This is a genomic window from Acidovorax sp. GW821-FHT10E03, assembly GCF_059415205.1.
This window is the reverse complement of sequence record NZ_JBWKMU010000006.1, coordinates 143,705-165,477: the sequence shown is the minus strand read 5'-3', so window position 1 is coordinate 165,477 and position 21,773 is coordinate 143,705. Positions and strand designations below refer to the sequence as shown.

24 protein-coding genes are annotated in these 21,773 nt (G+C 69.7%); 13 read left to right on the top strand and 11 right to left on the bottom strand.

All coding sequences use genetic code 11. The features are described 5' to 3' along the window. Positions 1–89: 89 nt before the first annotated feature. Both recX and recA read right to left on the bottom strand, forming a co-directional pair. A complete protein-coding gene (recX, locus tag AC07OD_RS12390; protein ID WP_494596890.1) occupies positions 90–554 on the bottom strand; it encodes a recombination regulator RecX in 465 nt (154 codons plus the stop codon). An 83-nt stretch (positions 555–637) separates the two neighbouring features. Further along, the gene (recA, locus tag AC07OD_RS12385; protein ID WP_218297173.1) at positions 638–1,711 is read right to left on the bottom strand and encodes a recombinase RecA; all 1,074 of its coding nucleotides are present in this window, start codon (positions 1,709–1,711) and stop codon (positions 638–640) included. A 142-nt stretch (positions 1,712–1,853) separates the two neighbouring features. Here recA and AC07OD_RS12380 point away from each other — a divergent pair, with 142 nt between their 5' ends. Continuing rightward, positions 1,854–2,342 (top strand): MarR family winged helix-turn-helix transcriptional regulator, encoded by a 489-nt coding sequence (locus AC07OD_RS12380; RefSeq protein WP_218339455.1) that lies wholly within the window; start codon positions 1,854–1,856, stop codon positions 2,340–2,342. 45 nt (positions 2,343–2,387) lie between these two features. Here the strand turns inward: AC07OD_RS12380 and AC07OD_RS12375 are convergent, their stop codons facing one another. The 3 genes from AC07OD_RS12375 to AC07OD_RS12365 form a co-directional block, all read right to left on the bottom strand. Then, on the bottom strand, positions 2,388–2,888 hold the full coding sequence (locus tag AC07OD_RS12375; RefSeq protein WP_218297175.1) for a Clp protease N-terminal domain-containing protein: 501 nt from the start codon (positions 2,886–2,888) through the stop codon (positions 2,388–2,390). Positions 2,889–2,905: 17 nt separating this feature from the next. After that, entirely contained in the window at positions 2,906–3,136 is a 231-nt protein-coding gene (locus AC07OD_RS12370) for a helix-turn-helix domain-containing protein (protein WP_494596887.1), read from the bottom strand. A gap of 82 nt (positions 3,137–3,218) precedes the next feature. Then, on the bottom strand, positions 3,219–4,187 hold the full coding sequence (locus AC07OD_RS12365; protein ID WP_369643709.1) for a LysR substrate-binding domain-containing protein: 969 nt from the start codon (positions 4,185–4,187) through the stop codon (positions 3,219–3,221). Between the two features lie 108 nt (positions 4,188–4,295). Here AC07OD_RS12365 and AC07OD_RS12360 point away from each other — a divergent pair, with 108 nt between their 5' ends. The 5 genes from AC07OD_RS12360 to AC07OD_RS12340 all read left to right on the top strand — a co-directional run bounded on the left by AC07OD_RS12360 (position 4,296) and on the right by AC07OD_RS12340 (position 9,811). Beyond that, a complete protein-coding gene (locus AC07OD_RS12360) occupies positions 4,296–5,261 on the top strand; it encodes a tripartite tricarboxylate transporter substrate binding protein BugE (RefSeq protein WP_218297178.1) in 966 nt (321 codons plus the stop codon). A gap of 201 nt (positions 5,262–5,462) precedes the next feature. After that, positions 5,463–6,389, top strand: coding sequence for an N-formylglutamate amidohydrolase (locus AC07OD_RS12355; protein WP_218297179.1), 927 nt, complete (start codon positions 5,463–5,465; stop codon positions 6,387–6,389). Positions 6,390–6,471: 82 nt separating this feature from the next. Further along, the gene (locus tag AC07OD_RS12350; RefSeq protein WP_218297180.1) at positions 6,472–7,146 is read left to right on the top strand and encodes a response regulator; all 675 of its coding nucleotides are present in this window, start codon (positions 6,472–6,474) and stop codon (positions 7,144–7,146) included. A 64-nt stretch (positions 7,147–7,210) separates the two neighbouring features. Beyond that, on the top strand, positions 7,211–8,662 hold the full coding sequence (locus AC07OD_RS12345; RefSeq protein WP_218297181.1) for a sensor histidine kinase: 1,452 nt from the start codon (positions 7,211–7,213) through the stop codon (positions 8,660–8,662). A gap of 156 nt (positions 8,663–8,818) precedes the next feature. Then, a complete protein-coding gene (locus tag AC07OD_RS12340) occupies positions 8,819–9,811 on the top strand; it encodes a tripartite tricarboxylate transporter substrate-binding protein (protein ID WP_494597037.1) in 993 nt (330 codons plus the stop codon). 3 nt (positions 9,812–9,814) lie between these two features. Here the strand turns inward: AC07OD_RS12340 and AC07OD_RS12335 are convergent, their stop codons facing one another. The 4 genes from AC07OD_RS12335 to AC07OD_RS12320 all read right to left on the bottom strand — a co-directional run bounded on the left by AC07OD_RS12335 (position 9,815) and on the right by AC07OD_RS12320 (position 13,011). Beyond that, the gene (locus tag AC07OD_RS12335) at positions 9,815–10,579 is read right to left on the bottom strand and encodes a DUF6882 domain-containing protein (protein ID WP_494596883.1); all 765 of its coding nucleotides are present in this window, start codon (positions 10,577–10,579) and stop codon (positions 9,815–9,817) included. 83 nt (positions 10,580–10,662) lie between these two features. Continuing rightward, complete coding sequence (locus AC07OD_RS12330) at positions 10,663–11,355, bottom strand: SPOR domain-containing protein (protein ID WP_494596881.1); 693 nt, start codon at positions 11,353–11,355, stop codon at positions 10,663–10,665. Between the two features lie 157 nt (positions 11,356–11,512). Further along, positions 11,513–12,388, bottom strand: coding sequence for a biotin--[acetyl-CoA-carboxylase] ligase (locus AC07OD_RS12325; protein ID WP_218339462.1), 876 nt, complete (start codon positions 12,386–12,388; stop codon positions 11,513–11,515). Next, positions 12,385–13,011 (bottom strand): SET domain-containing protein, encoded by a 627-nt coding sequence (locus AC07OD_RS12320; protein WP_218297185.1) that lies wholly within the window; start codon positions 13,009–13,011, stop codon positions 12,385–12,387. The genes AC07OD_RS12325 and AC07OD_RS12320 overlap by 4 nt, the downstream gene beginning before the upstream one ends. Before the next feature lie 137 nt (positions 13,012–13,148). On the opposite strand from AC07OD_RS12320, the gene AC07OD_RS12315 reads away from it, so the two are divergent. The 6 genes from AC07OD_RS12315 (at position 13,149) to AC07OD_RS12290 (ending at position 18,809) form a co-directional block, all read left to right on the top strand. After that, a complete protein-coding gene (locus AC07OD_RS12315; protein ID WP_494596878.1) occupies positions 13,149–16,076 on the top strand; it encodes a DNA topoisomerase III in 2,928 nt (975 codons plus the stop codon). Beyond that, the gene (locus AC07OD_RS12310) at positions 16,073–16,291 is read left to right on the top strand and encodes a hypothetical protein (RefSeq protein WP_494596876.1); all 219 of its coding nucleotides are present in this window, start codon (positions 16,073–16,075) and stop codon (positions 16,289–16,291) included. The genes AC07OD_RS12315 and AC07OD_RS12310 overlap by 4 nt, the downstream gene beginning before the upstream one ends. A gap of 110 nt (positions 16,292–16,401) precedes the next feature. Next, positions 16,402–17,181 (top strand): helix-turn-helix transcriptional regulator, encoded by a 780-nt coding sequence (locus AC07OD_RS12305; protein WP_494596874.1) that lies wholly within the window; start codon positions 16,402–16,404, stop codon positions 17,179–17,181. A 115-nt stretch (positions 17,182–17,296) separates the two neighbouring features. Further along, positions 17,297–17,899 carry a YbhB/YbcL family Raf kinase inhibitor-like protein gene (locus AC07OD_RS12300; protein WP_494596872.1) on the top strand — a complete coding sequence of 201 codons (603 nt, stop codon included), beginning with the start codon at positions 17,297–17,299 and terminating at the stop codon, positions 17,897–17,899. Between the two features lie 71 nt (positions 17,900–17,970). Then, positions 17,971–18,321, top strand: a complete 351-nt coding sequence (locus tag AC07OD_RS12295; protein WP_055401712.1) for a DUF4124 domain-containing protein — start codon at positions 17,971–17,973, stop codon at positions 18,319–18,321. 149 nt (positions 18,322–18,470) lie between these two features. After that, positions 18,471–18,809 (top strand): DUF2834 domain-containing protein, encoded by a 339-nt coding sequence (locus tag AC07OD_RS12290; RefSeq protein ID WP_494596870.1) that lies wholly within the window; start codon positions 18,471–18,473, stop codon positions 18,807–18,809. On the opposite strand, the gene AC07OD_RS12285 is transcribed toward AC07OD_RS12290, so the two are convergent. Further along, on the bottom strand, positions 18,770–19,621 hold the full coding sequence (locus AC07OD_RS12285; RefSeq protein ID WP_369643700.1) for a helix-turn-helix domain-containing protein: 852 nt from the start codon (positions 19,619–19,621) through the stop codon (positions 18,770–18,772). The two genes, AC07OD_RS12290 and AC07OD_RS12285, sit on opposite strands and share 40 nt — an antisense overlap. A gap of 132 nt (positions 19,622–19,753) precedes the next feature. Between AC07OD_RS12285 and AC07OD_RS12280 the strand changes: the two genes are divergently transcribed. After that, the gene (locus tag AC07OD_RS12280; protein ID WP_494596868.1) at positions 19,754–20,509 is read left to right on the top strand and encodes a tyrosine-protein phosphatase; all 756 of its coding nucleotides are present in this window, start codon (positions 19,754–19,756) and stop codon (positions 20,507–20,509) included. 36 nt (positions 20,510–20,545) lie between these two features. On the opposite strand, the gene AC07OD_RS12275 is transcribed toward AC07OD_RS12280, so the two are convergent. Then, on the bottom strand, positions 20,546–21,676 hold the full coding sequence (locus AC07OD_RS12275) for a M20 family metallopeptidase (RefSeq protein ID WP_494596866.1): 1,131 nt from the start codon (positions 21,674–21,676) through the stop codon (positions 20,546–20,548). Positions 21,677–21,773: the final 97 nt, after the last annotated feature.

Below are 21,773 nucleotides of genomic sequence, written 5' to 3'. Positions count from 1 at the left end.
GGACAACAGGCGGCTCCGGAGCGTGGCCGCCTGTGCTGTCTTCTGGGTCCCGGGGCCTTGGGGCGCCGCCCCTGCCCGCGTGACCGGCCCTAGATCTCGCCCTGGATTTCGGGTGCTTCGCCACGCACGACGCGCCGGGTGATCTCGCCCGAAAACCCGCGTGCGGTCAGAAAGCGGACTTGCCGCGCACGTTGCTGCGCATCGTCCGCCACGGCGCCAAATTTGCGCAGCCACAGTGCATGGGCGCGTGCCCATTCGCTGCCTTTGAGTTGGTCGAGGGCGTGCTGAATCGCCTCGGGGCCGATGCCCTTGGCGTGCAGCTCCTGCCGTATGCGCTGGGAACCCAGGCGGCCCGCGCGCTGGTGCAGCACGGATTCCACCACCCGGGCCTCGCTGATGAAGTCGCGCGCCTGCAGGTCTTCCAGCAGGGCCTGCAGGTCGTCGCCCTCCTGCACATGCGGCGCGAGCTTGCGCCGCAGTTCAGCGAGCGAGTGCTCGCGCTGGCTCAGCAGCCGCAGCGCCCGCCCCTTGAGCGAGAGCGTGGTGAACCCCATGGCCTCTTCTTTGCTTTCAATTCAATAGCTGCCAGCGCTTGTCAATCAAGCGCTGGAAGGCAATCTGGCTTGAATTGTGGCGGTCATTCGGCCGCGGCGGCAGGGGCCTGCAGCGCGTCGGGCAGCAGCGCAATGCCCAGGCCCTCGCGCACCTTGTTCTCGATCTCGCGGGCCAGGTCGGGGTTCTCGCGCAGGAACTCGCGCGCGTTGTCGCGGCCCTGGCCGATCTTCTCGCCGTTGTAGGCGTACCAGGCGCCCGACTTCTCCACGATCTTGGCGGTCACGCCCATGTCGATGATCTCGCCCTCGCGGCTGATGCCCTCGCCGAACAGGATGTCGAACTCGGCCGTCTTGAACGGCGGCGACACCTTGTTCTTGACCACCTTGACCTTGGTTTCGTTGCCGATGGCCTCGTCGCCCTTCTTGATGGTGCCGGTGCGGCGGATGTCCAGGCGCACCGAGGCGTAGAACTTGAGCGCGTTGCCGCCGGTGGTGGTTTCGGGGCTGCCGAACATCACGCCGATCTTCATGCGGATCTGGTTTATGAAGATGACCATGCAATTGGTCTTCTTGATCGTGGCCGTGAGCTTGCGCAGCGCCTGGCTCATGAGACGGGCCTGCAGGCCGGGCAGGGCGTCGCCCATCTCGCCTTCGATTTCGGCCTTGGGCGTGAGCGCGGCCACCGAGTCGATGACGATCAGGTCCACGGCGCCCGAGCGCACCAGACTGTCCACGATTTCAAGGGCCTGCTCGCCGGTGTCGGGCTGGCTGATCAGCAGGTCGGACAGCTGCACGCCGAGCTTCTGGGCGTATTGCACATCCAGGGCATGTTCCGCGTCCACGAACGCGCAGGTGCCGCCCTGTTTTTGCATCTCGGCAATCACCTGCAGCGTGAGCGTGGTCTTGCCCGAGGATTCCGGGCCGTAGATCTCGACCACGCGGCCGCGCGGCAAGCCGCCCACGCCCAGGGCGATGTCCAGGCCCAGCGAGCCGGTGGAGACCACCTGGATGTCCTCGATCACCTCGCCTTCGCCCAGGCGCATGATCGTGCCCTTGCCGAATTGCTTCTCGATCTGGGCGAGCGCGGCGGCCAGGGCCTTGGCCTTTTCGGTGTTCACGGGCAATGCGGGGTTGGTGCCTTTGACTGCGACGTCCATGAGAAAACTCCTTGAGAAACAATGGGTTGGGTGCCTGCACCGCTCTGCGGTTAATCACAGGCTGGATGCTTGAACAGTAGTTTATGCGAGTCGTCGCGGGGCATTCAAGCTTAATTTAGTCAGTTTGCCTGACAATGTGCGGATGCCTGATATGCCTCTTCCTTCACCCGCCGAAGACGGCTGGCGCCAGACCCACCTGGGCCGCCTGTTCGGCCACGCCATGCGGCGCTTCGACGCGCGCGTGCTGCAACTCATGGCGCACAACGTGGAGGTGCCGCTGGCGCTGTCCAACCTCGCGGCGCGCGACCAGGTGAGCGCCGCCCACGTGCACATCACGCGCCACCTGGCGCTGCAGGGCGACCGGCTGACCGACCTGGCCCAGCGCGCGGGCATGACCAAGCAGGCGATGGCCAACCTGGTGGACCAGTGCGAGGCCTGGGGCTTGGTCACGCGCGAGGCCGATCCGCTGGATGCGCGTGCGCGCCGCGTGTGCTTCACGCCCACGGGCCTGGCCTGGCTGCAGGCGTTTCGCGATGCCGTCGCGCAGGCCGAGGCGGAGTTCCGGGCGGAGGTGGGCAACGACGTGGCCACCGTGGTGGCGATCGGGCTGGAGGCCTATGCGGGCGGCTAGGCCGCTGCACGGTCATCCAGGCGCCCCGGGGTGTGGGCCTGGCCTTCAGGCGCGCGGGGCGCTCTCCTGCCGCGCGGCGTGGCTCAGCGCGTGGGGGTCCAGCCGCAGCGCGCGCAATGCCCGCGCCGCCACGCCCTGCGGCGTGGCCGCGATGAGCGCCACCACGTGCGCACCCAGCAAGGGGCCGGGCTGGCCCTTGCGGGCCTCCGCCAGTGCCTGGATGAGGCCCTCGCCGGAGGGCTGCGCGCGGTAGATCCCGGCCTGCGGCGCACAGGGTGCGGCGGGCGGCATTTCGGCATCAATGCCGATCTGCGCCAGCGCATCGCGGTACTGCTGTTCGATCGCGGCGGGCAGGGCGTCCGGGTTCGCGCCAACGCGCGCGAAAGCGCGGCGCGCGGAGCCGTCGGGCAGCTCGATGGCGGCCAGCAGGAAGTGCTCCGCGCCCGGTTGCGGCTGGCCCCGGGCGCGGGCGTGGTGCTCGGCGCGCGTGCACAGCCGGTGCAGGGTGCGCATGTCGTTCAGGCGCTGGCGGATGTGTTGCAGCATGGGGAGGAGTCCTTCCATCATCCAGGGTGGGCGGGGCGCGTGGCCTGGGGAGAGAGCCGCTTGTGCGCCGCCTGCTTGCTGACGCCCAGGGCCTGGGCAATCTGCGCCCACGACCACCCCCGCTCCAGGGCGGTGGCCACGGCCGCCGCCTCCAGCCGGTCGGCCATCAGGCGCAAGGCCACCACGGCGGCCAGCGCGGCTTCGGGGTCGTCGTGCGGGGGCAGCTGCAGGGGCGGTGGGCTCGGCATTCGTCAACTGTAGTTGACGGAACTCGTATCGTCAACAAGGGTTGACGACAGGGCCGGGAGCCTGGCCCGGGGGGGCGGGCCCTCAGGGCGCCGGCCCGGTGCCAGCCGCGGCGCCCGTGGGCGGGGGCGCCGCGCCTGCGGGCTCCGCGCAGGCCAGCAACCACTGCCGGAAGCACTGCAGCGCATGCAACTGCGTGCGGCCTTCGGGGTAGCAGAGCCAGTAGCCCACCTCGCTCTGGTAGCCCCCGCGCTGGACGGCGGCGGCCAGCGGCTCGCGCACCAGGCCGGCGGTGATCTCGTCCTGCACCAGGCAGCGCGGCACCAGGGCCAGGCCCATGCCGGCCATCACCGCGCGGATCATGGTCTGGAACTGGTCGAACTGCGGGCCGGCCAGCGGGTCGAGCTGGCCCTGTACCCCGTGCGTCTCGCTCCAGCGCAGCCAGGCCTCGGGCACGGTCACATGGCGCAGCAGCGCGTAGCGCGCCACGTCGCGCGGGGTGTGGATGGGCCAGTCCGCCACCTTGGCGCGCGGCGCGATCAGGGCCACGTCGTTGCCCGTGATGTAGTGGGCGTGGGCGCCCGGCCAGTGGCCATCGCCGAACAGGATGGCGCAGTCGAGCTCGGGCCGTTCGAAGTTGTAGCTGTGCACGTACGGCACGAAGTGCAGCGTGACCTGCGGGTGCTGCTGCTGGAACTGCGGCAGGCGCGGAATGAGCCACTTGGCGGCGAAGGTGGGCAGGCTCGACAGGTGCAGCGCGCCGCCGCCGTCATCGCTGGTGATCAGCTCCAGGGTGGCGGCCTCCAGCTGCGCCAGCACGGCGCGCACGGCCTTCTCGTAGCGCTCGCCCGCGGGGGTCAGCGCCAGGCGCTTGCGGCTGCGCTCGAACAGCGGCACGCCCACCCAGGCCTCCAGTTCCTTCACCTGCTTGCTCACCGCGCTCTGCGTGAGGTGCAGGGCCTCGGCGGCCCGCGAGACGCTGCCGAAGCGCGTGACGGTGGAAAACGCCCGCAGCAGGTGCAAGGGGGGTGAAAGGCGGCGCAGGGAAGACATCGTAAGTTATCAAATCATTCCATATGGGAATGTTATCAGGCATATCCATTGCTTGGTAGGGCTTGTGGATTCCATTAGTCTCAACTTACCCCATAGGAGAAATGTCCCATGCAACGCCGTCATCTGCTCTCAGCCCTGGCCACAGTATCTTTCGTTCCTGGAATAACTCTGGCGCAAGAAGGCAAGCCCCTGCGCATCATCGTGCCCTTTCCGCCCGGAGGCGCCACGGACATGACCGTGCGCAGCCTGCAGGAGTCGCTGGCCCGCATCCTCAAGCAGCCCGTGGTGCTGGAAAACCGCGGCGGCGCGGGGGGCTCCATCGGCATGGCCGAAGCCGCGCGCGCTCCGGCCGACGGCCTCACGCTGGGCGTGGCCACGCTGTCCACGCATGGCGTGAACCCCGCCGTCTACAGCAAGCTGCCCTACGACCCCATCAAGGACTTCGTGGGCGTGACCGAGATGGTGAAGGCCCCCGGCGTCGTGGTGGTGAACCCGGCCGTGCTGCCCGTCAAGGACTTTGCCGACCTCGTGAAGTACCTGAAGGCCCATCCCGGCAAGGTTTCGTATGCCACGCCCGGCAACGGCACCATCGGCCACATGTGGGGCGAGCTGTTCAAGAGCAGCACCGGCACGGCCATGGTGCACATTCCCTACCGCGGTGCGGGCCCGGCCGTCAACGACGTGCTGGCCGGCCAGGTGGCTGTGTATTTCGACCAGGTGGCTTCCTCGCTGCCGCACATCAAGTCCGGCAAGCTCAGGGCGCTGGCGGTGTCCTGGCCCGAGCGGCTTGACGTGCTGCCCGACGTCCCCACCTACGCACAGCTGGGTTTCGCCAACAACAACGACCCGTCCTGGTTCGGCCTGGTGGCTCCCGCGGGCACGCCCGCGGCCGCGGTGGACCGCATCCAGCAGGCCGTGGCCCAGGCGCTCAAGGAGCCCGCCGTGCGCGAGCGCCTGGCGGGACAGGGGCTGTACCCGTCGGGCACAACGTCCCGGGACTTCACGGCGCAGATCGCCCGCGAGATCGACAAGATGAAACGGGTGGCGGCCTTTGCGAAGGTGGCGCTGGATTGACATGGGCCCCCGCTGAGCCGCCTCGCGCGATCCACCCCACGGGCGGTGGCGGGCCGGCGGCCAGGGGGAGCCCCATTTTCTTCGATACCGGGCCCCTGGGCCCGGCGGCCACAGCTGGAGGAGCCCGTCTCAGGGATAACCATGGTCTCCAACCGGTCCGGGCGGCTAGGCCGGCCGCCCCACTTTGCGCACACTCTGCCTATGCATGCCGCTTTGAAACTGATCAACCGACGATTCCAGCAGGCCCAGCCCGGTGCCACCGGTTCCCCCGGCACCCCGCTGGCGCCTGCGGCCTTCACCTACCTGCCCGGCACCACGGCGCTGGTGCTCGATTCGCCGCACAGCGGCACACAATACCCCGCCGACTTCGGCTCGGCCTGCGACCTGCCCACGCTGCGCCGCGCCGAGGACACGCACGTCGAGAAGATCTACGCCTTTGCCCCCGCGCTGGGCGTGGCCTGGGTCGAAGCCCACTTCCCCCGCATCTACCTCGATGCCAACCGCGACACGACCGAGCTCGACACCTCCCTGCTCGACGGCGAGTGGACCGGCCCCATCTCCACCGACCCCCAGGTGCTCAGCAAGGTGCGCCTGGGCAAGGGCCTGATCTGGAAGTTCACCGACGAGGGCGAGCCCATCTACAGCCGCCAGCTCACCGTGGCCGAGGTGCGCGCGCGCATCGACCGCTGCTGGCGCCCCTACCATGCGGCCGTGGCCCAGGCCATCGACGCCGCCCATGCGCGCCACGGCTACAGCATCCACATCAACTGCCACTCCATGCCCGCCGTGGCAGGGCGCTTCGCCACCGAGTTCCCGGGGCTGGAGCACGCGGACTTCGTGGTGGGCGACCGCGACGGCACCACCGCCAGCCCGGCGCTGTCGGCGCTGGTGTGCGAGCACCTGCGCGGCTGTGGCTACAGCGTGGAATACAACCACCCCTACAAGGGCGTGGAGCTGGTGCGCCGCTACGGCAACCCCGCGCAGCACCGCCACAGCATCCAGGTCGAGATCAACCGCAAGCTCTACATGGACGAGGGCACGCTCGCCCAGCACCCCGAGGGCATGGCCCGGCTGCAGGCAGACCTGCAGAAACTGGTGCGCCTGCTGCTCGCACACGATCCGCGCTGACGCGGCGCGCAAGGGCGGGGCCATCCTAGAATCGAGGGCAGGCGCGGCGCCAGACCGTAGCCAACCCTCAAGGAGACACCGCATGCGCATCCTCATTGCCGAAGACGACCAGGTGCTGGCCGATGGCCTGCTGCGCACGCTGCGGGCGTCGGGCGCCGTCGTGGACCACGTGGCCAGCGGCAGCGAGGCCGACGCGGCCCTGCTGACCAACAACGAGTTCGACCTGCTGATCCTGGACCTGGGCCTGCCCCGGATGCACGGGCTGGAGGTGCTCAAGAAGCTGCGCAGCCGGGGCTCGGCGCTGCCCGTGCTCATCCTCACCGCGGCCGACAGCGTGGAAGAGCGCGTCAAGGGCCTGGACTTCGGTGCCGACGACTACATGGCCAAGCCTTTCAGCCTGCAGGAGCTGGAGGCGCGCGTGCGGGCCCTCACGCGCAGGGGCATGGGCGGCACCAGCAGCGCCATCAAGCACGGCCCGCTCGTGTACGACCAGGCCGGCCGCGTGGCCACCATCGACGGCAAGATGATCGAGCTGTCCGCCCGCGAACTGGGCCTGCTGGAAGTGCTGCTGCAGCGCGCGGGCCGCCTGGTGAGCAAGGAGCAGCTGGTGGAGCGCCTGTGCGAATGGGGCGAGGAGGTGAGCAACAACGCCATCGAGGTCTACATCCACCGCCTGCGCAAGAAGATCGAGGGCGGGCCCATCCGCATCGCCACCGTGCGCGGCCTGGGCTATTGCCTCGAAAAGATTCCAGGGTAGCTCCTGAAATGATAGCTGCTTGCGCTTTCTAGACGGGCGCCAGTGGCTCAAAGGGCTTGAAACCTTGAAAATCTTCCAGCGAGAGCAGCGCTCCCTCTTCGGCGAGATCCTTGACTGGATGCTCACGCCGCTGCTGCTGCTGTGGCCCGTGAGCCTGGCGCTCACCTGGCTCGTGGCCCAGGGTCTGGCCAACAAGCCGTTCGACCGGGCGCTGGAGTACAACGCCCATGCGCTGGCCCAGCTCGTGTCCGTGGTGGGCGGCAAGGTGCAGTTCAACCTGCCCCAGCCGGCCAGCGAAATCCTGCGCGCGGACGACTCCGACATCGTCTACTACCAGGTCATCGGCCCGGGGGGCGAATTCCTCTCCGGCGAACGGGAACTGCCCGAGCCCGCCAGCGACGAGGTGCCCCTGTCCGGCGAGGTGCGCCTGCGCGACGCCGAGATGCGCGGCATCGAGATCCGCGTGGCCTACATCTGGGTGCGCCTGCCGCTGGAGGGCACGCCCGTGGCGCTGGTGCAGGTGGCCGAGACGCGCGAAAAGCGCAGCGTGCTGGCCACCGAGATCATCAAGGGCGTGATGCTGCCGCAGTTCGTCATCCTGCCGCTGGCGGTGCTGCTGGTGTGGCTGGCGCTCGCGCGCGGCATCCAGCCGCTGAACCAGCTGGAGCAGCGCATCCGCGCGCGCAACCCCGACGACCTCTCGCCGCTGGACGACCGCACCGTGCCGCTCGAGGTCGCGCCGCTGGTCTCGTCGGTGAACGACCTGCTCACGCGCCTGAACGACTCGCTGGCCACGCAAAAGCGTTTCCTGGCCGACGCGGCGCACCAGCTCAAGACCCCGCTGGCGGGCCTGCGCATGCAGGCCGACCTGGCCCAGCGCGAAGGCACCAGCACCGAAGAGCTCAAGCGCTCGCTGCAGCAGATCGGCCGCTCCAGCATCCGCGCCACGCACACCGTGAACCAGCTGCTCGCATTGGCGCGCGCGGAAGGCAGCGGCGTGGGCATCGCGCGCCAGCCCTGCGACCTGGCGCGCCTCGTGATCGAGGTGGTGCGCGACTCGGTGCCGCGCGCGCTCGAAAAACACATCGACCTGGGCTACGACGGCGCCGAGCCCGGCTCTCCCGGCGTGCTGCTGGACGGCAACCCCACGCTGCTCAAGGAACTGGTGCGCAACCTGCTCGACAACGCCATCAACTACACGCCTTCCACCCCCGCCAAGCCCGGCGTGGTCACGGCCCACGTGCTGGCCGATACCTTCGGCCACGTGCTGCTGCTGCAGGTGGAAGACTCCGGCCCCGGCGTGCCCGAGGCCGAGCGCGAGCTGGTGTTCCAGCCCTTTTACCGGGCGCTGGGCAGCGAGGCCGACGGCTCGGGCCTGGGCCTGCCCATCGTGCTGGAGATCGCACGCAAGCACGGGGCCGAGGTCACGCTGGAAGACGCGCGCCCTGGCCACCACCCGCCCGGCGCGCGTTTCAGCGTGCGGTTCGCGGCGCGGGATGTGGTGGCGGGGTCCTGAGCCAGGCCGGGTGCACCCCGCCGCATGGCCTTTCGCGCTGCGGCACATTCCGCGCCGGAATGGGATGAGTTCCAAACGTCGTTAGCCAGCCCGGCCATGCCTCTCCAGAATGGGCCGCACATGCCGCGAGGCGAGGAGAGGACCACGATGACGACGATGAAACGGCGCAAGCTGCTGATCTCCACCGCCGCTGCCTGCCTGGGAGGTGCTGCCCAGGCGCAATCCGCCCCGGTGTCCACGGGCAGCGCACGGCCCCTGCGGCTGCTGGTGCCCTTTGCCGCGGGCGGCGCCACCGACATCACGGCGCGCGCCCTCGCCGGTCCGCTGTCGCAGTTGCTGGGTGCACCCGTGGCCGTGGAGAACCGCCCCGGCGCGGCCGGTGCCACCTGCATGGCCGAGGTCGCTGCCGCCGCGCCCGACGGCGCCACGCTGGGCGTGGCCACGCTGTCCACCCATGGCGTGAACCCAGCCGTCTACAAACACCTGCCCTACAACGTGCTGGACGGCTTCACCCCCGTCACCGAGATCGTCAAGGCCCCGGGCGTGCTGGTGGTGCACCCCGGCCTGCCGGTGCGCGATTTCGCGCAGTTCATGCAGCACCTGAAGGCGCGGCCGGGCCAGCTGGCCTATGCCTCGCCGGGCAACGGCACCATCGGCCACATGTGGGGCGAGCTGCTCAAGAGCAGTGCCAATGTGCGCATGGACCACCTGCCCCAGGCGGGCGCCACCGCAGCACTGGCCGAGGTGCTGGCGGGCCGGGTGCCGGTGTACTTCGACCAGGTGGCGTCGTCGCTGCCGCACATCCAGGCCGGCCGTTTGCGGGCCCTGGCCGTGTCGTGGAGTCGGCGCCTGGCCCTGCTGCCCGAGGTGCCCACCTACGCCGAGCTCAGCTTGTTCTCGAACAACGACCCGTCCTGGTTCGGCCTGGTGGCCCCTGCGCACACGCCGGCCGCCACGGCGCGGCGGCTGCGCGACGCGGTGGCCACGGTGTTGCGCGAGCCCGCGGTGCTGGCGCGCCTGGGAGAGCAGGGGCTGTTTGCCTCGGGCAGCCTGCCGGACGAGTTTGCCGCGCAGATCCGCAAGGAGGTCGAGAAGATGCGGCGCGTCAGCCGGTTTGCGCGCATCACGCTCGGCAAGGACGCAGCGTGACGGCTATGCCGCAGGCGCATGCGGCGGACGCAGCGCGCGAAGGGACATCAGCGCCATGAAGAGAAAGCCATTCTGGGTGGGCGCGCGGTACACCCCCAGCGCGCCCAGCACCTGCGCCGCCACGCCCGCGAGTTCCCAGCCGTCGGTCTCGTCCGCTTCCCAGCGCGGCACCGTCAGGGGCGCAAAGCCGCGCTCGTCGCCCCACTCCCACACCGCGGGAATGCGGGCCACCACCTGGGGATCGTTGTGGAAATTGGCCCAGGCCCACAGCCAGGTGCCGCTGGTCCGGGAAATCGATCCGATGAATTCAATGTCCGCCACCAGCCGCGGCACGCCGGCGTGCGAGAAGGTGAGCGTGCCCTGCACCTGGTCATAGTCCCAGCGCTCGAAGCGCGAGATGCCGTGGTCCGTCTCCAGGGCATCCTGCTTGCCCACCAGGGCCTGGTGGCTTTCGGTGACCGCGTCCACCCAGGCGTCGTGCGGCGCATCCGCCATGGCGCCGACACTCTGCGCCATGGAGTCCTGGTAGCAGTGGTGGCAGATGATCTGCAGGTCCAGGCAGTCCTCGTTGCGCTCGTTCCACTCGCCGCCCTCCCGCTCCAGGGCTGCCTGGCAACTGGCGCACCAGGCGTCGGGAAAGGGGCAGTCCGGCGCCGGCATGTCGCAGAACCAGCGCTGCGCCGGCTGGCGGCACAGGTGCCCGCAGACGTAGGTGGCGGTGGCTTCGCCGTGGCGGTGGCAGTGGATGGCGGAGAGTTCTTCGGTCATGGCGCGGGGCTCGCGAAAGGAGGGGCGGAATCGAAGGATGGGCGCGGAACGCCGGGCGCGACCGCCAGCGCGGCCACCACGGTTCAGCCGCAGGCGCGCATCGTCTTGCCGGCCATCGCCGTGCGCAGGGCGTCCAGCTGGGGGCGCAGCGATTCGGTCACGGCGGGCAGTCGCAGCGTGAAACCTGCCGTGTCCGGCCGCTCCTGCACCACGCGGGCCGTGCGCACGCCCTTGCCGCCCAGGGTGGCCAGCTCGCGCTCGGCGGCCTCCTTCGAGGCGAAGCGGCCCAGCGAAAGGCCGAATTCCAGGGTGCCGCCCGCGCGGTCGTGGTCGACCTTGCGGGCACGCAGTTCGGCCCGTTTCCTGTCCAGCGTTTCCAGGTCCTCGAAGCGGCCCATGTAGACCATCCAGCGGCCCGGCACGGGCGTGGGCTCGAGCAGCCAGCTGCCCTGGGGCAGGTTGGCGGCGGCGGCGCGCAGGGCGTCGGCCTGGCGTTCGTCGAACACGCCCGCCTGAAGGCATTCGCCGGTGTCGGGCGGGGTGGGGGTCTCGGCGGAAGCCGCAGCCGCTGCGCTGGGGGCGGCGGGCGCCGCGGCGGGGGCCTTGCCGGAGTTCACCCGCAGGATCTGCAGCGTCTCGGGCCGTATCTGCTGGTCCATGCGCTGGGGCTCGGCCTGCTCCTCGGGGGCGAAGCCCCAGTCCCGAAGCAGCCCCTGCGACCACGCGTAGTAGCCCGCGTTGGCCAGCAGCAGCGCGATCACGGCAAGTCGCAGCATGGGGGCCCTTCCTTGTTTTCCCGCCGGTTGTCCATGGGGTTGCGCGTCCTCGTCCCCGCCCGCGTGGCGGGCCCGCCCAGGGCCAGGGCCGCCCTGGAGCGGGCGTCGCCAGGCCACGACGGGCGGCCTTTGCCCCGATGGAGAGGCGCGGCGCGGCTCAGGGGGGGCTCCCCAGCTCTTGCACTGCGCTGGGCCGCACGCTGATCTCGGAACTGGTGATCGCCTGCATGCCGCCGGCCGTGTGCACCAGGAGCGCGCCGTCCTCGCCCACGCCGTGGGCCGTGCCCGCGGTGCCGTCGCTCAGGGCCACGGCACGGCCCTGCAGCACGTCGCGGGCTGCGAAACGTGGCTGCATGGGGCCAAAGCCGTAGCCTTCGAACGAGCGCAGCATGCCGATCAGCGGCGGCACGATGCGCAGCAGGGCGGCGGGTGCGTCCAGGCCGGGCTCCACGTCCTGCAGGCTGCCCGGCGGCATGCTCATGCCTTCGCTGCCACGCGGCAGCACGTTGATGCCGATGCCCACGACCACGTAGCGCGCCGTGCCGGCTGGCCCCTGCGGGGACGGCGCGGCCCCCTGGAGCGCCACGAAACTGGCCGTCTCGACCAGGATGCCGCCCAGCTTGCGGTCGCCACCCGCGCCGCCCAGCCAGAGGTCGTTGGGCCATTTCAGGCCCACGCGGGCGGCCTGGCCCGCACCCAGCGGCGGCAGCACGGGCTGCAGGCTCTCGGCCACGCTCACGCCCACGGCGAGCGACAGCCCCGACCAGTCGCGCGGCGCGAGCGGCAGGCCCAGGGACATCATCAGCGAAGACCCCACATCGCTCTGCCACGCCCGCCCCATGCGGCCCCGACCGGCGGTCTGCTGCTCGGCCACGAGCAGCGTGGGCTCGCACTGGCCGGCGCGGGCGCGGCGCATGAGTTCGGTGTTGGTCGAGTCGATGCTGGGCAGCACCTCGACGGTAAAACCGGGTAACAGCGGTGACACCGCCTCCCACACGGCCTCGGCGGGCCAGCGGATGGGGGCGGCGGTCACTGGCGGCGGCCTTTCCGGGCGCCGGGCTGGAGGTTCCCTGGGACTGGCTGGGTGGCCTTGGCGGTTTTGGTCGGTTTGGCGGGCAGGGCGGGCTTTGTGGCCGCCTTGGCGGGGCTGCGCGGCACCGGCGGCGCCCAGCCGCGCTTGGGCGCGAGCAGCGTGCCGCGGCAGTTGTCGCTGCCGCACCAGCAGGGGTATTCCGCCTTCAGCTTGGGCGTGTAGCGCTCTTCGATGATCAGCCCGTAGTCGTAGTTCAGCTCTTCGCCCGCCTTGATATTGCGCAGCGCCGTGATGAAAATGCGGCCGTCCCGTTCGTCGGCGTAGCAGTTGGGGTTGCAGCTGTGGTTGATCCAGCGCGAGGAATTGCCGCCGAACTTTGCGTCGATCACGCGGTCTTCATCCACGTGGAAGTAGAACGTGTGGTTGGGCTGCAGGGGGTCGTGCGGGTGGCGGTCCTGCGCCTCCTGCCAGGTGATGACCTCGCCGGTGTACTCCACCAGCACCTCGCCCTCGGCGATGTCCTGGGCGGCGAACACGCCGTTGCCATGGACGCCCGAGCGCCGGGTCTGGATGCGGCGTCCCGGTGCGGCGGTGGGGGCGGCGGGCGAGGCAAAGCGGGGCATGGCAAAAACTCTGTTAACTTGATAGTGCACACATGTGTGCGTGCGCGTGTATGCGCGCGAAACCCGAATTGTAGGAGCGACCGGGCCGGAACCGGGCGCTCAGAACGAACGACGACGATGACAGGCAAGAGCCCCAAATGACCAAGACCCTGGTAATTGCAGAGAAACCCTCCGTGGCGCAGGACATCGTGCGCGCGCTCACCCCCGTGGCGGGCAAGTTCGACAAGCACGACGACCACTTCGAGAACGACCGCTACGTGGTCACCAGCGCCGTGGGTCACCTCGTGGAGATCCAGGCGCCCGAGGAGTTCGACGTGAAGCGCGGCAAGTGGAGCTTTGCCCACCTGCCCGTGATCCCGCCATACTTCGACCTGAAGCCCGTGGACAAGACCAAGACGCGCCTGAACGCGGTGGTCAAGCAGGCCAAGCGCAAGGACGTGACGCAACTCATCAACGCCTGTGACGCGGGCCGCGAGGGCGAGCTGATCTTCCGCCTGATCGAGCAGTACGCCGGCGGCGCCAAGCCCCTGGGCAAGCCCGTCAAGCGCCTGTGGCTGCAGTCCATGACGCCCCAGGCCATCCGCGACGGCTTCGACGCACTGCGCACCGAGCAGCAGATGGCGGGCCTGGCCAGCGCCGCGCGCAGCCGCAGCGAGGCCGACTGGCTGGTGGGCATCAACGGCACGCGCGCCATGACGGCGTTCAACTCGCGCGACGGCGGGTTCTTCTTGACCACCGTGGGCCGCGTGCAGACGCCCACGCTGTCGCTGGTGGTGGAGCGCGAGGAAAAGATCCGCAAGTTCGTGAGCCGCGACTACTGGGAAATCCACGCCACCTTCGGCGCGCAGGCCGGCGAGTACCCCGCCAAGTGGTTCGACCCCAAGTGGAAGAAGGGCGAGGACGTGGAGATGCGCGCGGACCGCGTGTGGTCCGCCGCCGAGGCCACGGCCATTGCGAACGCCGTGCGCGGCCAGCAGGCCACCGTCACCGAAGAGAGCAAGCCCACCACGCAGGCGTCGCCCCTGCTGTTCGACCTGACCAGCCTGCAGCGCGAGGCCAACGGCAAGTTCGGCTTCTCGGCCAAGACCACGCTGGCGCTGGCGCAAAGCCTGTACGAACGCCACAAGGCCCTGACCTACCCGCGTACCGACTCGCGCGCGCTGCCCGAGGACTACCTGCCCGTGGCCAGGCAGACCTTCGAGATGCTGGCCGACAGCGGCATGCGCCACCTCGCGCCGCACGCCGCCACGGCGCTGAGCAACAACTACGTGCGCCCGTCCAAGCGCATCTTCGACAACAGCAAGGTGAGCGATCACTTTGCCATCATCCCCACGCTGCAGGCCCCCAGCGGCCTCTCCGACGCCGAGCAGAAGCTGTACGACCTGGTCGTGCGCCGCTTCATGGCGGTGTTCTTCCCGAGCGCCGAATACACCGTCACCACCCGTATTTCCACGGTGGCGCCCCACAGCTTCAAGACCGAAGGCAAGGTGCTGGTCAAGCCGGGCTGGCTGGCCATCTACGGCAAGGAAGCGGCCGACGAGGTCGAAGGCGGCAAGGACGGCGACAAGGGCCAGAACCTGGTGCCCGTGAAGCCCGGCGAAAGCGTCAACACCCTGGCAGCCGACCCCAAGGGCCTCAAGACCAAGCCGCCCGCCCGCTACTCCGAAGCCACGCTGCTGGGCGCCATGGAAAGCGCCGGCAAGCAGATCGACGACGACGAACTGCGCGAGGCCATGCAGGAAAAAGGCCTGGGCACGCCTGCCACGCGCGCGGCCATCATCGAAGGCCTGTTGACCGAAAAGTACATGCTGCGCGAAGGCCGCGAAATCATTCCCACGGCCAAGGCCTTCCAGCTCATGACGCTGCTGCGCGGGCTGGAGGTCGAGGAACTGTGCCGCGCGGACCTGACCGGCGAATGGGAGTTCAAGCTCTCGCAGATGGAAAAGGGCCAGCTCAGCCGCGAATCCTTCATGGCCGACATCGCCGCCATGACCGAGCGCATGGTCAAGAAGGCCAAGGAATACGACCGCGACACCATCCCCGGCGACTACGCCACGCTCGAATCGCCTTGCCCCAACTGCGGTGGTGTGGTGAAAGAGAACTACCGCCGCTTTGCCTGCGTGGGCAAGCCTGGTGCCGAGGGTTGCGGCTTCAGCTTCGGCAAGTCGCCAGCCGGCCGCACCTTCGAGACGGCCGAGGCCAACGCCTTGCTGCGCGACAAGAAGATCGGGCCGCTGGAGGGTTTCCGCTCCAAGGCCGGCTGGCCCTTCACCTCCGAGATCGTCATCAAGTACGACGACGAGGCGCACAACTACAAGCTCGAATTCGACTTTGGCGACGACAAGAAGGGCGAGGAATCGGGCGAGCTCGTGGAGTTTGAAGACGCCGCGCTCGGCCCCTGCCCCATCTGCGGATCGGAAGTGCACGAGCACGGCAGCAACTACGTGTGCAGCAAGGCCGTGCCCACCGCCGCGCAGCCCACGCCCAGCTGCACCTTCAAGAGCGGCAAGATCATCCTGCAGCAGCCCGTGGAGCGCGAGCAGATGCACAAGCTGCTGGAAACGGGCAAGACCGACCTGCTCGACAAGTTCGTGAGCATGCGCACGCGCCGCGCCTTCAAGGCCCACCTGGCGTGGGACAAGGAGGCGGGCAAGGTCAACTTCGAGTTTGCGCCCAGCAAGTTCCCGCCGCGCCCAGGTGCTGCTGCAAAAGCAATAGCAGCAAAGGCAGGAAAGACAAGCGCTGCGGCCAAAAAAGCCGCCAAACCTGCCGCCGCCAAGAAAGCCCCGGCCACCAAGACCGCCGCTGCCAAGGCACCGCGCAAGGCCGCAGCCGGCAAGGCCCCCAGCGCCGCCCTGGCCGCCGTGATCGGCGCCGAGCCCGTGGCCCGGCCCGAGGCCGTCAAGAAGATGTGGGAATACATCAAGGCAAACAACCTGCAGGATCCCAAGGACAAGCGCACGATCGTCGCCGACGACAAGCTGCGCGCCGTGTTTGGCAAGGACAGCGCGGGCATGTTCGAGCTGGCGGGCATTCTGGGCAACCACCTGGGTGGCGAAGGATGAAGCCACGCGCAGCATCCGCAGCATCGCCTGTGTGGGGCTTCTGGCGCACCGCGCTGGTGGCTCTCGCGGTCGTTGGCGCGCTGGGCGGCTGCAGCAGCACGACAGGTTTTGCGCGCTCCAGCGACCCCGCGAGCCCGCAGCAACCGCGGGGCGCCAGCGGCGTCACCGTGTTTGGCGATATCGATGTGGGCGTGACGCGGGAGCGCACGCGCTGACGCGTGGTGTGCTGCCTTGCAGGCCGTCCCCGCTGAACCTGCCGAACCTGCGCGGAGCCAGCCTTTCCGCCCCCACGGTCGATGATGGAACCTGAACCGCAGGGGAAAGAATGATGGGCGAACCCGCGCTGTCCTTGCAGATCGCCACCACGGTGCACCACCGCATCCACACCGTCACCGTGCGCATGGATTCGGTGGGCTGGGTGGTGTCGGGCACCAAGCACCTGGTCACGCCCGGCGGCGGGCACCGCTACCCCAGCGGCCGGGTGTTTGTGCTGCCGCGCGGCGCGCAGTGGGAGGTGGTCAACGACCCGGCGCCCCAAGGCCGCTATGTGGCGCGGCTGCTGTGTTTCGCGCCCGAGCTGGTGGCGCAGTTCCACCGCCAGTTCGGCCAGTTCGCGGCCATTCCACCAGTGCAAGGCTGCGCGGGCCTCGCGGCCGACGCCGCCTTTGAAGACAGTTTCATGCGCGCCGTGGCCGCGCTGGAGAGCGAAGCCAGCTCGCAGGCGCTGCGCGAACACCGCGCGCTCGAAGTGCTGCTGATGCTGGCTGAGGCGGGCATCGTCTTCGCCCCGCCCGGCGAGCTGGGCTGGGCCGAACGCGTGCGCCGCCTGGTGGCCCCCAGCCCGCAGGCCGACTGGACGGTGGAGCGCATCGCCAGCGCCTTTGCCACCAGCGCCAGCACCCTGCAGCGCCGCCTGGCGCAAGAGGGCGAAACCGTGAGCCAGTGCCTGCGCGACGTGCGGCTAGAGACGGCGCTGGTGCTGCTGCAAAGCTCCGCGCTGCAGGTGTCCGAGATCGCAGCGCGTTGCGGCTACGAGTCGCACAGCCGCTTCAGCGCGGCCTTCCGCGAACGCTTTGGCTTTCCGCCCTCGCAGCTGCGGCCCTGATTCCTGCGGCTGACGCGCAGCGCACAGCCATTGACGCCACCGGGCCAATGCGAAGGCGCGGCGCGCAGCACCATCAAGCCCTTGTTTCACACCGCTACTGCAAGGAGCTTTTCAGATGACCCACCCACTTTCGCGCCCTCTTCGCGTTGGCACCGCCATCGCGGCACTCGCCACGATCGGCTTGGCCCCAGCCGCCCACGCCCAGGCATTCACCCTCAGCAGCCCCGACTTTGCGGCGGGCAGCACACTGCCCCAGCGGTTTGAGTTCAAGGGCTTTGGCTGCGCGGGCGACAACCAGTCGCCCGCCCTGCGCTGGAGCGGCGCGCCTGTGGGTACACAGAGCTTTGCCGTCACCGCCTACGACCCCGATGCCCCCACAGGCTCGGGCTGGTGGCACTGGTCGGTGGTCAACATCCCCGCCAGCACCACCGAGCTGCGGCCCGACGCGGGTGCTGCCGGTGGCGCCAAGCTGCCCGCAGGCGCCAGTCATGTGCGTATCGACTACGGCGTGGCGGCCTGGGGCGGCACCTGCCCGCCCGAGGGCGATGCGCCGCACCGCTACATCTTCACCGTGCACGCGCTCAAGGTGCCGCGCCTGGACTTGCCTGCCGACGCCACCGCCGCGCTGGCCGGCTACATGATCAACGCCAACAGCCTGGGCAAGGCCACGCTCACGGCGCGCTATGGGCGCCCTGCGGCCAAAGGCAAGCAGCCGTGATACCGCGTGGTCGGGTGGGCGTCGTGATGTTTTAAGCTTGGTGGTCACCCACCACACCACAGGCCCACCCCATGCGCAGCACCCGCGAACGCACCCTCTGGTCCATCCTGGCCGCACTGCTGCTGGCCGCCGCAGCCGCCGCATGGTGGACGGCCGACCAGTGGCTGCCCCACGCCGGGCCGTGGACCGAGCAGGCCTGGAAGAAGATCACCCGCCCCGGCCCCGACACCTTGCCGCCCGGCAAGCAGCAGCCTGCCGCGCAGGCCCGCTCTGCGAACAGTGGAGCGTCTGAGCCCGTGGCCCCGCAGCCGCGCAAGTGTGTGAAGGACGGCCGCACCACCTACACCGACCAGCCCTGCCCCAAGGGCACGCAGGAGCTGCCGGTGGATGGCGCTGTGACATCGCTGCCGCGCGCGCAGTAAGTTCATGAAGATGGCGTGCAGCGGCTCGTCCGCCGGTGCGAGGTATGTCGTTTTTTTCCTAGCCCGCCAGGGGGCCGCGCGGATTCAATCGGTGCATTGATTCACTACCCAGGGCCTCTCTCCTTTTCTTTGGGGGGCCGCATGCACCGATGCAAAAAAACACACACCTGCGCGCCTTTTTTCTTTTGTTGGCCCTCGTGGGCCTGGCCGTCCCCTGGTACTTCAATGGGGTGTACTTTCTGGCGGGCGGCAGCGTGATGCCCGATGTCTTCTGGCGGGATGCGTTTGCCAATGCACTCACCACCGGCATCACCCTCGACGTGTACCTGGCCGCCGTGGCGTTCTCGGCCTGGGTGGCGGCAGACCGCAGCCTGGGTGCGTGGCGCTGGGCTTACATCGCGGCCTGCTTTGGCATTGGCCTCGCGTTTGTGATGCCGCTCTACCTGGCTCAGCGCTTGCGCGTGGGCTCCAAGGGTGGGGCAGGCTGATTCGGCAGGGCCTGCGCGCCGATCTGCAAGGGCCAGTGCGCGGTGAGCGGGCTGCGCGTGCCTTGCACCAGGGCCTGCAGCGGGTGGCCCGCCAGCCTGCGCACATCGCGCCCCATGTGCGACTGGTCGTAGTACCCCTGGCCGGCGGCCAGGTCCACCACCGGGCCGCCGGGCGCGGCGAGGGCGTTGCCCAGCGTGCGGTTCAGCCGCGCAATCACCTGAAACTGCTTGGGCGCCATGCCCCAGTGCGCCGCAAAGCGCCGCTCAAACTGCCGCTGGCCCAGGCCCATGCGCTGGTGGCCTGATTCCGCGCCCGTGGCGTCGGCGCTGGCCGCCTGCAGCAAGGCCAGGGCTTGCCGCCGCCGTGCATCACAAGGCGACGGCGGTGCGGCCAGCTGCCGGACGAACTGGTGCAGCACCGTAAGCCGTGTGGCATCGTCTGCCGCCGCCAGCACGCCATGCTCTACCTCTGCCCATTGCGGGCCCACCAGTTCCGCCAGCGGCCGTAGCGTGTTCACCAGCCCGCGTGCACTGCCAAACAGCGCCGCGGCGGCCTCAGGCTGCAGCACCAGCCCCACGGCCCGCACCGGTCCGCCGTGTTCGTACACCGTGGCCGTGGTGCTGGCGCTGATCCAGGCCGACGGCGGCACCAGCGCGCCCCGGCACCGCACCTGCCCGGCCAGCCGCACCACCAGCATGCTCGACACCATCGCCGGGAAATGCGACTGCGCCAGTTCCGCAGGGGCATCGATCACCACCGCTGCCATCAACCAGGGCTGTAGATCGGAGGGGAGGGGCACAAGACGCTGCATGCCCGGATTCTGCACACCGGCGATGTGCTGGCAGGCACACCCGTCCAGCCACGCGCGCGACATGCGCCTGCCGCACCGCCCGGCTATCCTTTCCGCTTCACCAGCCCACCACCGCATCCCCCGCCACGCACCATGCAGTCAGCACCCACCCGCTCCCTTCCCCTGGCCGGGGCCACCAACTTCCGCGATCTGGGCGGCTACGCCGGCCATGGCGGGCGCACCGTCAAATGGCGGCGCATCTTCCGCTCGGACCACCTGGCGGGCCTCACCGCGCAGGACCGGGCCCTGCTGGCCGAGCTGGGCCTGGCCCGCGCGGTGGACTTTCGCGGCCAGGCCGAAAGCGCCGCGTATGCCTACGCGCTGCCGGGCATCAGCTACCACCCGCTGGCCATCGAGCCCACGGTGGTGCAGCGCGCGCTGGAACTGCAGCGCACCGGCCGCCAGCTCACCGCGCAAGACGCCGTGGCGCTGATGCAGGACACCTACCGGGGCTTTGTGCACGACAACGCGCATCGATTTGCCGAGCTGTTCCGCCTGCTGCTCGATGAAGGCAGCGCCACCCCGCTGGTGTTCCACTGCACCGCGGGCAAGGACCGCACAGGCTTTGCCGCCGCCCTCATCCTGCTGGCGCTGGGCGTGCCGCGCGAGGTGGTGATGCAGGACTACCTGCTCACCAACACCCTCTACCGCCGCCCCGAGGGGTTGGCCAGCCACGCGCCCGACGAAGTGCTGGCCGTGCTGTGGCGTGTGCAGGAGGAGTTTCTCAATGCAGCCCTGCACATGGTGGACACCGAGTTCCAGGGCGTCGATGCCTACCTGGGCGACGTGCTGGGCGTGAGCGCGGCGGCCCGGCAGGCGCTGGCCGTCCGCTACCTCGAACAGCCCTGACACCGCCTTTCAGGCGCCCGCCAGGGAATCGCCCCCTTACGCCAGGTGCGCCAGCAGATGGCGCCAGAAGTTCAGGCGCGCCTCCAGGGTCGAGACGAGGATGTGTTCCTGCAGCGTGTGGGCGCCGTCGCCGTCGGCACCCAGCCCGTCGAGTGTGGGCACCCCCAGGGCCGAGGTGAAGTTGGCGTCGCTGCCGCCGCCGGTCATGGGCGCATCTTCGAGCGCGAAGCCCGCATGCCGGGCCGACGCCTTGGCGCGGTCCAGCAGGGCCACCACGGCCTCGCTCTTGACCATGGGCGGGCGGTTCACCTCGACCTCGATGTCGAGTTCCATGTCCGCGCCCACCGGGCGCAGCGCCTGCATCTTGTGCACCAGCTCGTCGGCGGCCTGCAGGTCGGGGAGGCGAAAGTCCACCACGCAGCGGCACTGCGCCGGCACCGTGTTGGTGGCGGTGCCACCTTCGATGGTGCCCACGCTCACCGTCACGCCGCGCGCGTAGTCGGTCATGGCCTCCAGCGCCAGGATCTGGTGCGCCATTTCGCGGATCGCGCTGCGGCCTTTTTCATGCGCCACGCCCGCATGGGCTGCCTGGCCCTTCACGCCCAGGCGCAGCATGCCCGTGCCCTTGCGCGCGGTCACGCATCTGCCGCCATTGGCACGGGCAGGCTCGCAGACCAGGGCGTAGCGGGCATTGTGCGCAAAACGCTCGATGTGCACACGCGAAGCGTGGCTGCCGGTTTCTTCGTCGGGCACGACCACGAAGTCGATCGGCATCGCGCTGGCGCCGGCGGCCGCCAGGTCGCGCAGGGCCGTCATGGCCAGGTAGATGCCTGCCTTCATGTCGTAGCCGCCGGGGCCGTAGAAGCGGTCGCCCTCGATGCGGCAGGGGTTGTCGCTCAAGGTGCCCACCGGGTGCACGGTGTCCGAGTGGCCCAGGACCAGCAGCCCGGGGCGCGTGTCGCCGGCTGCGCGGTTGGTCACGTGCAGCAGCGGCCCCACGCGCTCGCCCAGTGGCGTCACGGTGGCCTGCAGTCCGCCTTCCAGGGCATAGCGGGCCATGTCGGCCACCATGGCCGCCACGCCCGCGGGCGAGCTGGTGGGTGACTCGCACTGCATCCAGGCGGTGATGCCGTCAATGAGCGTCTGTGTCGTGGCGGAGGTGGTCATGGCGGTGCAAGGTGGGACAGGGTGGGACAGGGTGGTTCGGGGGCTCCGCCTGCTTCCCGCAGGACGGAGGGCTGAGGCCGAGGAGGTGCAGGCGGCG

Coding starts and splice junctions, on each gene's coding strand:
- recA (WP_218297173.1), bottom strand. CDS start 1,711: ATGGACGTCGCAGTCAAAGGCACCAACCCCGCATTGCCCGTGAACACC.
- AC07OD_RS12375 (WP_218297175.1), bottom strand. CDS start 2,888: ATGCTGCAACACATCCGCCAGCGCCTGAACGACATGCGCACCCTGCAC.
- recX (WP_494596890.1), bottom strand. CDS start 554: ATGGGGTTCACCACGCTCTCGCTCAAGGGGCGGGCGCTGCGGCTGCTG.
- AC07OD_RS12355 (WP_218297179.1), top strand. CDS start 5,463: ATGCATGCCGCTTTGAAACTGATCAACCGACGATTCCAGCAGGCCCAG.
- AC07OD_RS12300 (WP_494596872.1), top strand. CDS start 17,297: ATGACCCACCCACTTTCGCGCCCTCTTCGCGTTGGCACCGCCATCGCG.
- AC07OD_RS12335 (WP_494596883.1), bottom strand. CDS start 10,579: ATGACCGAAGAACTCTCCGCCATCCACTGCCACCGCCACGGCGAAGCC.
- AC07OD_RS12315 (WP_494596878.1), top strand. CDS start 13,149: ATGACCAAGACCCTGGTAATTGCAGAGAAACCCTCCGTGGCGCAGGAC.
- AC07OD_RS12305 (WP_494596874.1), top strand. CDS start 16,402: ATGATGGGCGAACCCGCGCTGTCCTTGCAGATCGCCACCACGGTGCAC.
- AC07OD_RS12340 (WP_494597037.1), top strand. CDS start 8,819: ATGAAACGGCGCAAGCTGCTGATCTCCACCGCCGCTGCCTGCCTGGGA.
- AC07OD_RS12370 (WP_494596887.1), bottom strand. CDS start 3,136: ATGCCGAGCCCACCGCCCCTGCAGCTGCCCCCGCACGACGACCCCGAA.
- AC07OD_RS12320 (WP_218297185.1), bottom strand. CDS start 13,011: ATGCCCCGCTTTGCCTCGCCCGCCGCCCCCACCGCCGCACCGGGACGC.
- AC07OD_RS12275 (WP_494596866.1), bottom strand. CDS start 21,676: ATGACCACCTCCGCCACGACACAGACGCTCATTGACGGCATCACCGCC.
- AC07OD_RS12280 (WP_494596868.1), top strand. CDS start 19,754: ATGCAGTCAGCACCCACCCGCTCCCTTCCCCTGGCCGGGGCCACCAAC.
- AC07OD_RS12360 (WP_218297178.1), top strand. CDS start 4,296: ATGCAACGCCGTCATCTGCTCTCAGCCCTGGCCACAGTATCTTTCGTT.
- AC07OD_RS12295 (WP_055401712.1), top strand. CDS start 17,971: ATGCGCAGCACCCGCGAACGCACCCTCTGGTCCATCCTGGCCGCACTG.
- AC07OD_RS12380 (WP_218339455.1), top strand. CDS start 1,854: ATGCCTGATATGCCTCTTCCTTCACCCGCCGAAGACGGCTGGCGCCAG.
- AC07OD_RS12285 (WP_369643700.1), bottom strand. CDS start 19,621: ATGCAGCGTCTTGTGCCCCTCCCCTCCGATCTACAGCCCTGGTTGATG.
- AC07OD_RS12330 (WP_494596881.1), bottom strand. CDS start 11,355: ATGCTGCGACTTGCCGTGATCGCGCTGCTGCTGGCCAACGCGGGCTAC.
- AC07OD_RS12290 (WP_494596870.1), top strand. CDS start 18,471: ATGCAAAAAAACACACACCTGCGCGCCTTTTTTCTTTTGTTGGCCCTC.
- AC07OD_RS12310 (WP_494596876.1), top strand. CDS start 16,073: ATGAAGCCACGCGCAGCATCCGCAGCATCGCCTGTGTGGGGCTTCTGG.
- AC07OD_RS12350 (WP_218297180.1), top strand. CDS start 6,472: ATGCGCATCCTCATTGCCGAAGACGACCAGGTGCTGGCCGATGGCCTG.
- AC07OD_RS12365 (WP_369643709.1), bottom strand. CDS start 4,187: ATGTCTTCCCTGCGCCGCCTTTCACCCCCCTTGCACCTGCTGCGGGCG.